Origin of the sequence: Dyadobacter subterraneus, from assembly GCF_015221875.1 — a bacterium.
Lineage (GTDB): Bacteria > Bacteroidota > Bacteroidia > Cytophagales > Spirosomataceae > Dyadobacter > Dyadobacter subterraneus.
In genome coordinates this window covers 1894263-1907087 of sequence record NZ_JACYGY010000001.1, presented here as the reverse complement: position 1 = coordinate 1907087, position 12825 = coordinate 1894263, and the positions used below count along the sequence as shown (strand labels likewise).

8 protein-coding genes are annotated in these 12825 nt (G+C 39.8%); 4 read left to right on the top strand and 4 right to left on the bottom strand.

The genetic code is table 11. The features are described 5' to 3' along the window. Positions 1–160: 160 nt before the first annotated feature. From IEE83_RS07820 to IEE83_RS07805, 4 genes are all read left to right on the top strand, one after another. A complete protein-coding gene (locus IEE83_RS07820) occupies positions 161–1066 on the top strand; it encodes an alpha/beta fold hydrolase (RefSeq protein ID WP_194120048.1) in 906 nt (301 codons plus the stop codon). A 104-nt stretch (positions 1067–1170) separates the two neighbouring features. After that, positions 1171–1941, top strand: a complete 771-nt coding sequence (locus IEE83_RS07815) for an SDR family NAD(P)-dependent oxidoreductase (RefSeq protein ID WP_228101718.1) — start codon at positions 1171–1173, stop codon at positions 1939–1941. Between the two features lie 93 nt (positions 1942–2034). Next, positions 2035–2211, top strand: a complete 177-nt coding sequence (locus IEE83_RS07810) for a DUF6496 domain-containing protein (RefSeq protein WP_194120046.1) — start codon at positions 2035–2037, stop codon at positions 2209–2211. 246 nt (positions 2212–2457) lie between these two features. Beyond that, on the top strand, positions 2458–4272 hold the full coding sequence (locus tag IEE83_RS07805; RefSeq protein ID WP_194120045.1) for a glycogen/starch synthase: 1815 nt from the start codon (positions 2458–2460) through the stop codon (positions 4270–4272). Positions 4273–4341: 69 nt separating this feature from the next. Here the strand turns inward: IEE83_RS07805 and IEE83_RS07800 are convergent, their stop codons facing one another. From IEE83_RS07800 to IEE83_RS07785, 4 genes are read right to left on the bottom strand one after another with little or no spacing between them, the layout of a single operon-like run. Next, positions 4342–5526 (bottom strand): PP2C family protein-serine/threonine phosphatase, encoded by a 1185-nt coding sequence (locus tag IEE83_RS07800; RefSeq protein ID WP_194120044.1) that lies wholly within the window; start codon positions 5524–5526, stop codon positions 4342–4344. A gap of 44 nt (positions 5527–5570) precedes the next feature. Continuing rightward, positions 5571–6458 carry a sensor histidine kinase gene (locus IEE83_RS07795; protein ID WP_194120043.1) on the bottom strand — a complete coding sequence of 296 codons (888 nt, stop codon included), beginning with the start codon at positions 6456–6458 and terminating at the stop codon, positions 5571–5573. Positions 6459–6499: 41 nt separating this feature from the next. After that, complete coding sequence (locus IEE83_RS07790) at positions 6500–10207, bottom strand: sensor histidine kinase (protein WP_194120042.1); 3708 nt, start codon at positions 10205–10207, stop codon at positions 6500–6502. Continuing rightward, complete coding sequence (locus IEE83_RS07785; RefSeq protein ID WP_194120041.1) at positions 10204–12816, bottom strand: hypothetical protein; 2613 nt, start codon at positions 12814–12816, stop codon at positions 10204–10206. The genes IEE83_RS07790 and IEE83_RS07785 overlap by 4 nt, the downstream gene beginning before the upstream one ends. Between the last annotated feature and the right edge of the window lie 9 nt (positions 12817–12825).

The following is a 12825-nucleotide window of genomic DNA, read 5'->3' as shown; positions in this document are numbered from 1 at the left end:
GGTTTTTTATTTTTAAGATTTCATAATACCAAAAGTAAAATCCGGGTTTGCTCAAATTTTTTGGAACGATTATTTTACTAACAGCAAAACAGACTGAATCAGAATTACCTGATAACTAGTCGTTTCATCAAACTATTAATTCAAATAATCTTTAATCGTTATGACTTTCATAGAATCAACTTCCGGACATTCAGATAAATCAGTAAAGTTATTCGTCCAGGATATCGGACAGGGAAAACCTGTAGTGTTTATTTCAGGATGGCCATTGAGCAGTGAAATGTGGGAGTATCAGCTCAATGTGCTGCCGAAACATTTTTTGCGTTGCATTGCCTATGACCGTCGTGGATTTGGAAAATCTGACAAACCTTGGGAAGGATATGATTACGACACGCTGGCAGGTGATTTAAATTCAGTTTTGGAAGAACTTGACCTGCACGAAGTAACACTTGTTGGTTTCTCAATGGGTGGTGGCGAGGTAGCTCGTTACATGTCAAAATATGGTGACGCGCGAATTGCAAAAGTAGTTTTCATAAGCTCTGTGGTACCCTATATGTTGAAAACGGAAAGCAATCCGGATGGGCTTCCAAAGGAAATGTTTGACGAATTCGTAGCAGCAACGGAAGATGATCGTCCGAAATTTTTAGCTGAATTTGCAAAAGGATTTTATGGTAACTCGTTTTTAAGTCCTAATGTAAGTGACGAAATTTTGACTTGGCATAATAATCTGGCTTTACAAGCTTCCGGTCGGGCTACAAGCAAATGTATCCGTGCGTTCAGCGAAACAGATTTCCGCGATGATTTAAAAGTGATCAATGTACCAACATTAATTATCCACGGAGATGCAGATAAGACCGTTCCGATTGATGTGAGCGGTAAAAGGACGTCAGAATTAATGCCGGCAGCAGAATACATTGTTTATGAAAATGCACCACACGGATTATTTATTACTGAAAAGGAACGGTTGAATGATGATTTAATTCGTTTCATTGCGGGGAAACCGCTCCATAGTGAAGTGGCAGGAGAGGCTATTAACGCCGTTCAAAATGGTGCCAACATTATCATATAGAAGTTCAAATTATCAATGCAAAAAGCTCCCGGACGTTAAAATCCGGGAGCTTTTTTTGGTATAATATTTAAGTCCATTTTACTTAATCTCACCTTCAAAATATCATGACCATGTTATCGGATAAACTTGATCTTACAGGAAAAACCGCAGTCGTAACCGGTTCAAGCCAGGGAATTGGCGAATCCATTGCCATGACGCTGGCGGAACATGGCGCTTCCGTTGTTTTACATCACCATGAAGGTTTGGAAAATGTTGAAAAAGTAAAGGCGAAGATTGACGGTCAAAAAGGTTATAGCCACATTGTTAAAGCTGATTTTTCAAAACCCGGTAGTGTAGATACGTTTTATGATGAGGTATTTAAATGCGTGAACAAGGTTGATATTCTGGTTCTGAATGCTTCCATACAAATTTCAAAAAACTGGAATGAACTAACAAGTGAAGATTTTGACATTCAGATCGAGGCTAATTTCAAAACGAATTTATTTCTCATGCAAAGATTTGCTCCCGCGATGGTCGAGCGAAAATGGGGAAGAATTCTGACCATTGGCAGCGTTCAGCAAATAAAACCGCATCCGGCTATGATTGCCTATGCCGCGACTAAATCGGCGATTCTGAATGTTGTGCAAAACGTAGCTATGCAGCTGGCTGACAAGGGAGTAACCGTGAATAACCTGGCTCCCGGTGTGATAGCAACACCACGAATTGCGGAGCCTGTACCAGAGGGTGAAGAAAGAATTCTACAACGTTTAAGAACACCATCCGGCCAGGTAGGAGAACCGGAAGACTGCGCCGATTTGGCTCTTTTCCTGTGCTCAGAAGCCGGCCGTTTTATAACAGGACAAAATATTTTTATTGACGGCGGTATGAGTTTGTAAACTGTTTGCAGCATTTTTAGAAAATTACCACTGGAATGATTCTGGTATAAATACGTGAAAGTCATAATTCAACAAATTTAAATCAATACCGAGATGGCAAAATATTCAGAAAAAGCCAGCGAAAAAGTAGGAACTGCACTTCATGAAGAAAAGGAAGGCAAACTTAAAACTGGTACCGGAAAAAAAGTAACATCAAGAAAACAGGCCATTGCAATCGGATTATCTGAGGCACGAAAAGCCGGTGCAAAGGTTCCGAAAAAGAAAGATTAAATGTTTTAGATTAGCCTGATAAATAGTTAAAGACCTGCCCTGCTTTTAAAGCAGGCAGGTCTTTTTTTATTTCAATCCCACTTTGAGACGCTTTAAGCCTGATTTTTTCTGCTTAAAGTTTTATATAATAATTCCATTTCTTATTATAATTATTTTCGTTTAAAAATCTGTCTCCGATGATCAGCTTTTTTTCGAACGCACTTTTGCCCTCTTTAAAAACTCAAATTTTTAATATCCTCCATCGTTTTGAAACTTGATACTATTTTATTTGAAGTTGCATGGGAAATCTGTAATCAAATTGGCGGAATTTATACTTTTATCAAGTCAAAAATTCCGGCTGTGATGGATGTCAGAGAAGATAATTATTATCTCCTCGGTCCGTATTTTCCGGAAACTGCGAAGCTGGATTTCAAACCAGTTGCTGTAATGGGCGAATGTCCTGTTGGCAAAACTATATTGCGCATGCGCGACATGGGTTATGAAATCCACTTAGGTTATTGGTTGTTGCCATCCTCTCGTCCATTGGTGATTCTGTTTAATCCTGATAACTCTTTAATAGATGTCAATCAAGTAAAAGCCACACTTTGGAATGATCATCAAATTTCTTCAATTCGGTCAGATGCGTTGACAGATAAGGTCCTCGCTTTCGGAGAAATACTTAGGATTTTCTTTACCACAGTTAGAAATTTTTCTAATGACGAACAGGATTTAATAGCGCACTTTCATGAATGGATGTCCGCAAGTTGCCTCCCGCAGCTTCATAAAGACAAAATTAAAATTGCCACCGTGTTTACCACACACGCGACTGTGGCAGGAAGATATCTCGCACCGAACGAATACGATTTTTACAATAGGCTGCACACCTTTGATATCCAGGAAAAAGCTGCACATTATAATATCGAAGCGCAGACAGGAATAGAAAAGGCGGCTGCTCAAAATGCAAACGTTTTTACAACCGTCAGTAAGCAATGTGCTTCTGAATGCGAAATTTTTCTAGGCCGAAGCCCGGATTCGATTATTCCGAACGGATTAAATTTTCAACAGAAGTTTCCACACGAAAGCTTTTCCCAGCATCAAAAATACCGTGGTATGATTGATGAATTTGTGAAGGGATTGTTCTTTCCGAGTTATCACTTCAACATGGAAAAAACCTTGTATTTTTTCACATCCGGTCGTTATGAATACAGAAACAAAGGTTTTGATATAACACTGAAAGCCCTGGAACAACTGAATGAAAAATTACAGGAAAATGATTTCGGAATTACGATCATCCTCTTTATTATTTCTCCAAGGCCGCACTATTCAGTAAAAGCTGATGCACTGGAGGCGAGGTCACGGTATCAGCATATGCAGAAGTTATGCCGAAAAATCAGCTCTGAACTTGGTCCGCGCATCTACGCCTCAGTCACCCATGACAAAAGTTCTGGACTGCCTGATATCAACAAACTTCTGGATGATGAACTGATTCAGGACTGGAAAAAAACAGTTGCCGGATTTAAGCAAAAACAATTGCCTGCGGTGGCAACCCATCATCTGGTCAACGAAGATGCAATTACAGATTTTTGCCGCTCCACAGGTTTTGATAATAGTAAAAATTCTGCTGTAAAAGTCGTCTACCATAACGAATTTATGGAAAGGGCCACTTCCTTATTAGGCATGGATTACGCAGAGTTTGTATCGGGCTGTCATTTAGGAATATTCCCGGATCTGTATCAGCCCTGGGGATATGCGCCGATGGAATCGATTGTACTGGGCACACCGGCCATTGCTAGCAACTTGTCAGGATTTGGACAATTCGTCCAAGCCAATGTTACAGATCATGATGCTCAGGAAATGTACATTCTTGACAGAAAATCCCAGTCAGACGAAGGAGCCGCATATCAGCTTTCGGAAATGCTGTATAATTTCACCAGGAGTTTTATTTCTAATCAATTCATTCCCAGAAGCAGCATAAAAAATACAGCAATTGCCAAATTATGCTGGTCGGAAATTCAGCCACGCTATGAAGAAATTTATAAACTGGCCATGATGAGAAGCCAGCCTGCTTCCAATTTATATTAAATTAAAAAACCACAAATTTTCACTTTTTATACTAGTGAAAATTCGCGGTTTCGTGGCTAACAATTGATATTATTCTCCATTCATAACCCTTAATGACAACATCGTGATGTCATCAAACTGGGTGGCAGGACCAATAAACTGTACCAGACTGGATAGCGTAACTTCATTCATTTCCTTGGCAGATTTCTGGGTTGACCCCTCACCGGTTGTGAAGAAATCCTGTAAATGATGCAATCCGTAACGCGCACCGCTCAGGTTATTTGCATCCGTTACACCATCTGTATAAAGTACAAATTTATCTCCCGGATTAAGTTTCAGTGAACGTGATTCGTATTCATATTCAGGATCAAAACAAAGTGCCATTCCCTCCTGTTTTTTAACCAGTTCGGTTGAACCATCGGCCCGTTGTATAATCGGTGGCTCGTGACCCGCGTCAACATATTCCACTTCACCGGTTTTGGTATTCAAAATGCAAATAAAGGCGGTGACGAACATAAACATGGAGTTATCTTCGCACAAAAATTCATTTACAATTTTTACTTTTCTAACCAGACTGTCGCCATTTCTGTTGGAAAACTGGCTTTTAAAAATCGCCTTGGTAATGGCCATAAAAAGAGCCGCCGGAATTCCTTTATCAGAAACATCGCCAATCATGAAAAACAGCCGGTCTTCATCCATCATGAAATAATCATATAAATCCCCTCCAACCACTTTTGCTGGCTGTAAAAATGCATGAAGGTCTATCCCCGCTTTCCCAATATTAGCCGGAACCGTTTTTGGAAGCATGGAAAGCTGGATTTCCTTTGCTACACTCAAATCATTTTGTATTGCAATCAGCTGTTCCCTACCCTTTTCAAGACTTGTCAGCATTTCGATATGCTCAACCGTTTTGCTGATCGTTATTTCCAGATCTTCAAAGTTGACCGGCTTTGTTACAAAGTCAAAAGCACCGCGGTTCATAGCCGTACGAATATTATCCATATCGCCATAAGCAGAAACCATAATTGCCTTTAAAAGAGGATTTTGCTTCTCATTGATCTTGGCCAGGAAAGTCAAACCATCCATGCCGGGCATATTGATATCGGATAAAATCAAGGAGACATCACCTACTTCTTCCAATTTTTCGAGTGCTTCAATACCATTATTCGCGAAAACAAACTCATATTTTTTTTCTCTGATTTGTTTTCTGAAAAGCTGAAGAATCAGCATTTCCATATCCTGCTCGTCGTCTACACTTAATATTCGGATTGCCATTATTGTGAAGTTTTTTTATGAGTATTTTATAAAAATCAGGTTTACTATGCAGGAATAACGATCAGAAATTCGGTCTTTTCGTTCAGTTCGGAAGTAACTTCTATCGTGCCCTGATGCGTTTCTACGATGGTGCTGTACGTGAGTGAAAGTCCTAATCCTGTACCTTTTCCATGCGGTTTTGTTGTAAAAAAAGGCTGGAACAATTTTGAAACGATATCCGCCGGAATGCCAATTCCATTATCCTCAAAACGGATTTCAATTTTGTCGTCCCGCTTTTTTGTTGTGATTTTGATACAAGGATTGTAACCAACATTCTCCCTTTTTGCTCGCTCATTTACCGCATAACAGGCATTATTGACAAGGTTGAGTATCACTCGCCCGAAATCGCCGCGTGATATTTTCACTTCTTTTACCAGCGGATCAAGATCATATTTTAAAGTAACATTAAAATCCTTGTCCTCTGCCCGAGCACCCTGATATGCCAGTTTACTGAATTCTTCCAGCAGCTGATTCAGATCCGTAGGTTCCAGAAACGCACCGTCCGTTCTGGTTTGCAATAACATTCCCTGAATGATCCGTTCGATCCGTTTCCCGTTTTCATTAATTTTTACAAGGTTTTTGGACAATGCGTCGAGCAGATCTTTTTGATCAGCCTTATCGTCATCGCTAAGTTCCTCAGCAGGTTTTTCCAGAATTTCGGCGAGTTCTTCCACCAGTCCCTGAGACAACCGTGAAAAGTTATTTACAAAACTCACCGGATTTTTTATTTCATGGAGTATGCCTGCGCTCAACTGACCGATATCAGCCAGTTTGCTTAATTCGGCTACTTTCAGCTGGTATGCTTCAATTTCCTTATTCAATTCTTCAATCCCGGTATGGAGACTTGTTTCCGTAGGCGGAGAATCTGCATGATTGTCTTGTTGCTGCTCCATATTAGGTATTGTTAAGTGTAAGTAGGTTCGATCAGTTGTATTTAGTTGATGACAGGCAATAGAATTTCTACTATTGTATATTCTCCGGATTTTGAATTTATAGACATTTCTCCTTTGTGATATTCGACAATGTCCTTACTCATATATAAACCTAAACCTGTCCCTTTGGAAGTAGGTTTGGTGGTGAAAAAGGGACTGAAAATCTGCTCAATTTCCTTTTGAGGAATCCCTTTTCCATTATCCCGAAACTGTATCCGGATTCCGTCCCTCGTTTTCGTTGTCTTGATCGAAACTTCCGGAACGTAATCTTTTTCAATCTTGCTTTTCTCAATTACCGCGTAACAAGCATTACTGATCAGATTTTGCAAAACCTCCGAGAATTCATAGGGCAAAAGGCTTACTTTTACAGGCACTTTATAAAGATCAAAATCAAGATGTAAATCGCAGCCTTTGTAATCTGCGAGCACTTCGGCAAGTGCTGTTTTTGCTTTTGTTTCAAGAAAAGGATTCAGTTCCGTCACCAGAAATTCAGTTGATTTTCCTTTCAAAAGTTTCTGCATGTCTTTTACAATACGGGTCGTACTGGCTCCGTGTTCGTAAATTTTTTCGAGATTCTTTTTAAGCATTACTACACCGCTGCCTAAATCATCCTGATCATCTTCGGTAAAACCAGCCTGGTATTTTTCTGTTACTTCTTCAATTTCTTCCAGCAGAGATTTAGAGGATTGAGAGAAATTGTTGATATAATTCAGTGGATTTAAAATCCTGTCTACAATACCTTTTGTTAACTGTCCAACTGAAGCAAGTTTTTCCTGTCTGATCAATTCCTGTTGGGTCGATTTCAGATTGGAAAGCGTATTTTCAAGATTTTCAAGAATACTGGTTTTGATATATGCGCCAATCAAATGTTCTTTCAGGTTACGGACCATGTTGAAATCACGCGGACCAAAAGCATGGCTGTGTTCCATATTCTCCATCGTGATAAAACTTTTCACCTCAGATTCAACGCGAATCACAATGGTAATCAGCGACTTGGGCGCGAACAGACTATCAATTGAATTGTCCAGATTTTCGTATAGAAAATCATTTTTAACAAAAATATCTTCAAAAACTTCCGTTGCCGAATCAATGTAGCGATGCGCCGCCTGTGCATAAGTCAGCGAAACATTTTCGACCGAAGTAATATCCACTTTTCCAGCCAAAGCTATGAACTGATAATTCTTGGTCAACTTATTGTATATCAACCCCGAAGCGCTGTCAACATTTTGAAATAAACAGAGACGATCCAATACCATTTGAAACAATTTCCCTGTATTCACCTCACTATTAATCGATTTCACAAATTCATCGATTCGTTCGAGCTGATCGTTGGTAGCAGTAAGTTCTTCTGACTGTTTTTCAAGTTCCTCTTTTTGCTGCACCACTTCCTCCGTCCGCTCATTAATCATCGATTCCAGATTTCTGGTTTTGTTTGCTACAAACTCGATCCGTTTTTGTCTGATAATCAGACTTCCGCCAACAAGCGCAGCCAGATAAATCAGCATCGCCCACCAACGCTGATAAAGCGGTGGAAGAATTGTAAAATCGAAAGAAGCTTCGTTACTCTGATTGTTGTAAACATTCTGAGCTTTCACGTGAAATTTATAATTCCCGGGAGGTAAATTGGTATATTCCTTCAAATATTTCGAAGTCCATGGCGACCATGTTTTATCAAAATTTTCCAGGTAATACTGAAACAAAAGATTGTCATCCGGTATCAGACTTGCACCCGAAAATTCGAAACTGATATCATTAAATTTATAATTCAACTTCGTGCTTTTTTCTCCCGGTTTGGTGGCTTCCTTAAACCCGTTGAAAAGTACTGTGTCACCTTTTGCAGTAATTTTTCGAATAAAAGCAGCATATGGAAGCGTGTAAGAAATGTTCTGGTTCCTGTCAAAACGCACCATTCCGTCGGCGCCGCCAAACCAGACGATGTTGTTGGCATCCGGATAAATCACGTTAAAAGTTCTGTCAGCGAGCGGAAGAAAAGGTACCGTCAGCTCTTTATATCTGCGGTTTGACTGCTTTTGGTAGAGGGTTATAAATTTTTCATCTCCGTTGGTTGTCCAGATATCACCCCTGGCATCCTGGCTGATCAGGCCTTTCCAGACCGCCGATTTATCTTTATTAAAAGCAGTAAAAGGGACAAACCGGTCAATGGATTTGTCATACTGAAATACACCTTTAACGTTACTGACCAGCAGACCAGCCGGCCCTGTTGAAATCCGGTTTAATAAACGAGTCGGCAAACCTTTACCCGAGCTATAATCTGTAACTTTTTGCGAGTCCTGATCAAATTTAAAAATCCCGTTTGTCTGTGATTCCAGCCACAAATTACCATCCTGATCTTCTGCCATTTTAAAAATCTGGCCGGTAATTCCTGGGATATTTCTGATTCGTCCACCCTTGGAAAAATCCAGTTCTGCCAGGCCATTTTCAAGCCCGAAATAAAGTTTTGATTTTATCTTTTTTGACTGATAAATACAAAAAGTGAAATCGTCCGAAAGCGGTGTCGCCTTGTTATTTTTTGAAATACTATAAACGCCTCTGCTCGTGGCTGCATACAAAATTCCATTCGCGCCGGTCAAAGACCAGACTGCTACTTTTATTGATGGAAATGACAAAAACTTACCGTTGTCCAGATAATACAATCCGCTGCTGGTTGCGGTAAAAAGCTTTCCGTCAAAACGAAAAACATCATTGATCTGACCCCTAAGATTCTCGTTTTCCGCGTATTCAGAAATTGGCGAAGTGATTGCCATTTGGGCAATACCATTATTCAACGCCATCCAGAGTCCGCCCATTCTGTCCTGAATCCAGTAGTTCACACGCTCACCGACAAAACGATCATTTTCTCGGACACGGCTGTTGATTTCCCCGTTTTCAGGATGTATCGAGAGGAAGTTTCCACCAGAAGCAAAAATCCCCAAAGTATTGTCGTTCATGACTTTACCACTGAAAATTTCCTTTCCGCTTAAATAGTCATTTGCGGGCGATTGAAGACTCCCGAGTTTCCCATTGATGAAGGTAAAAATACCCTGATGACTTGTTGTAACGAATGTTTTTCCATTTAAAAACAAGACAGAATTTGCATCCTGAATATTCTCTGCTTCATTTGCCAATGGAAAACGAAAGAAATTTCCATGATCAAAACGGGTCAAACCAATGCCGGCTTTAAACACGTAAATAATATTATTTGCTAAAAAAGCAGAAGTAATTGATTCCTTGGTTTTCCAGGATTTAAGCTTCTTTCCGTTCCATAGAAAAATTTTATTTTTTGCTACAAAATAGATCCCGTCGGCCGTTTGGAAAATATTGATTATGGCACCAAATTCTTTTTCTGAACCATTGATACTAACGAAATTATAGGAACCTGATTTGTCGGGCGCCAGATAGCCAAACTCATCGTTGGCACCCACCATAACCCGTTGGGTACCGTCCAGATAAAGTGCGGAAACTTTTGTAATATTCTTCGTTGGGATCGTTTTCCAAAATACGCCGTCATATTCCAGAACGCCTGAAAAATTGCCAAAATACAAGACTCCCTGTTTGTTTTGAACTATGGCAAAATTCTGTCCGTGCGCTTTATAATCTTTTGGTGAATAAAGCTTTATTAATGGCGCGGGCATCTCCTGCAAATTGCTCTGCGCCACCAAATGACCAGCTGAAATAATCAGAAAAGTGAGTATGTAAAAAAAGTATTTCATAAAGCCGGATTTGAAAAAGATTTAAAAACACTGCTTTCCAACCGGTTTCCGATTTTACAATGAAAATCATCTTTTTTCCAAACCATGGTATGAGCCAAAGTTGTAAAGGCCTGAAAATCTGTTGCCAGCAAAATTTCCATGGCAGTTTCGGATAATATTTCAGAGGAAGAAACAGCAATTGCGCAAAGGATAAATGTGGTTTCCTCAGACGGATAATCTTCCAGTTGTTTAATCGCCGCAATTTTTGTGGCGACGTTCAGTCTGGAAAAATCTTTATTGATAATGTCATACAATCTTTCCTGAACGGACATCCTTTGCTGAGGATAAAAATTCTTGAACCTGAGTATTTTTTCAGAGATTGATATGTCTTCAAAAAGCGGGATTACCTGCGGCTTATGCTCTGCCGGTATGGCCATATTGAGGATTTCCAAAAGATAACTTTTCGTATTTTCGTTTCGGGAGCTGATCGATTTTTGTACCACAAATAACCGGTTGTCTTTTGTTAGTAAAGTCAGGATATTGAGCAGTTTTAAAATCGCACGATTGTATTCTTTTACCAGTTCAGGACCTAAACTGCTATCAACCGGAAGCGTGCTGAACAAATCACGCTGCGCGGCAATAACCCAAATGATAAATCCAATATGCAGGCGCACCTCCGGAACCAGATTTGATCTTTCTATCAGATTGACTCCATAACCCATAGCCGCCAGCGACTCGTACACTTTATCTTTGACACACTGGACAGGGTCATTCAGTTTTTGACGCAACGAGCGGATTGCTTTGTCACCGCCAATTGTGAAAATGATCTCAATGCAGCTTAACTGAACATCTACATCTTCTTTTGAAAGATTGAAATATTCATCCAGCGCCGGAATGATGCGATCGCCTGTTTTTATAAGAGCAACTCTTGTTTCCCGGAAGTACTTTTTACTGCACAGATTTTCAAATAAATAATTCCAAAGCTCCGGATTCCCATTTTCGCCAGATGCGATAATAGCTGCTTTTTTAATGATTGAATTTGTACTTTGAAGATGTGGAATGAGGTTCTTGTATGCCAAAAATCTTTTGGATTTGCCCAGCAATGTTATGCCTTCCAACACCTCCGGCAGATTTTCAGATAACGATTTGCTGACGATTGATTCGAAGGAAATTCTTCCGTCGTCCTGTAAATTTGCTGCCGCCGGTTTTGAACTTTGCTCCGATGGATTGGTTCTGGTAATATTTGTCGATGGTAACGTAAAAAGGCTCGAAAGCATATTCTGGTATTCCGTCTGCATCCGGAAAGAAGCGAAGGCCCAGCCGATCAGGATGATAAGAAAGGCGCACATAATGTAGATCGGTGCACAAAGATTTACACTGACCAGCAATAACAAAATAACACCCGCCGAAATGTAGCCTAATGGCTTGGCATAAATTTCAATTTTATTCTGCAAAGCCATACTTTCCTGCTTTTCAAGCGGCTGGTAAAGTATCTGGAAAGATGTATCACTAAAAGATTTTTTGACCGAAATACATAAAAATCTGCTCAACAAAATGAAAAAGAAAACAGAAAGGTCAAAGGAGCTGATGGTAATTGCAAATACGAAAACGACAATCAGAGCCACAGGAAGCAATATTATTCCGGAAATCAAACCAAAAGTCCGGATAGTAAGACGGTAGAAAAACACTTTTACCAGCAATTCTATGATGGCGGAAATAAAGAAAAATTGTCCCAGAAAAACAGTAAGCTGATCTTTGGCCGGAAACTGATTTTTTACTTCAACAGAGAAAATAAATTCCGCGAAATAAACACCCAAAACCGGTACCATGCCCAAAAGAAAAACAAGATGTTTGTAATTCTTTTTTGTAGGAGAATCGTCAGCGGTGGTGGAAAAGAAATCTGGTTTGGGAAGTTTCATTTTACTCAGTTTCCATCCCTTTCTCACTTTGGTTTCGCCGCCGACCGTAGTAGCTTTTACAGGTTGTACTTCACTTTCCCTGGGTTTTGTTGATAGTTTATCGTCATACTTTTTTATAATCACCGTCATAATTCCAAGTGAAACCAAAAGGGCAGCCAGACTGATATAAAGCAATTCTTCGGTATGCAGAACTTTTGCACTTAGCAGTACATTAACCGCGAAATAACTGATTATAGAAGCTACTACATCGCCCGTTGCGATGAGACTGAAAATACGTTTTGCCTGTTCAAGATTGAAAATTTTTGACGATGAAGTCCAGAAGGTAACGTTGCTGACATAAACGGAAATCCGGTTCCAGATAAACATGACCAGCGTAATGCCTTTCCATGAAAAAGTTTCATAAAAATAAAGCATAATAGCAACTGAAATGAACTGGAAAATGATCAGCGCAATGGACAACCTTGTAAAATTGACCTTAGTTTGGAAGGAAACATTGATCTTTCCAATAAAAAAAAGCAGGATACCTCCGGCGATATAGGCTACCGGAAGCATTGCTTTGGAGTAGTTTACCAGAAACAGTGCATTGGCTACGATATAAAATATATAAATGGATATTCCGCTAAAAAAGGAATAGCCAAGTAAAAGCAAGACTGGTTGTTCCTCGTCTTTCTTTATATTAAATGTAGTATGTAGCGACTGCCTGGTTATCATTTGTTTACG

Bases quoted from the DNA above. Each gene is read 5' to 3' on its own strand.
- IEE83_RS07815 (WP_228101718.1), top strand. From the start codon at position 1,171: ATGACCATGTTATCGGATAAACTTGATCTTACAGGAAAAACCGCAGTC.
- IEE83_RS07800 (WP_194120044.1), bottom strand. From the start codon at position 5,526: ATGGCAATCCGAATATTAAGTGTAGACGACGAGCAGGATATGGAAATG.
- IEE83_RS07820 (WP_194120048.1), top strand. From the start codon at position 161: ATGACTTTCATAGAATCAACTTCCGGACATTCAGATAAATCAGTAAAG.
- IEE83_RS07795 (WP_194120043.1), bottom strand. From the start codon at position 6,458: ATGGAGCAGCAACAAGACAATCATGCAGATTCTCCGCCTACGGAAACA.
- IEE83_RS07785 (WP_194120041.1), bottom strand. From the start codon at position 12,816: ATGATAACCAGGCAGTCGCTACATACTACATTTAATATAAAGAAAGAC.
- IEE83_RS07790 (WP_194120042.1), bottom strand. From the start codon at position 10,207: ATGAAATACTTTTTTTACATACTCACTTTTCTGATTATTTCAGCTGGT.
- IEE83_RS07810 (WP_194120046.1), top strand. From the start codon at position 2,035: ATGGCAAAATATTCAGAAAAAGCCAGCGAAAAAGTAGGAACTGCACTT.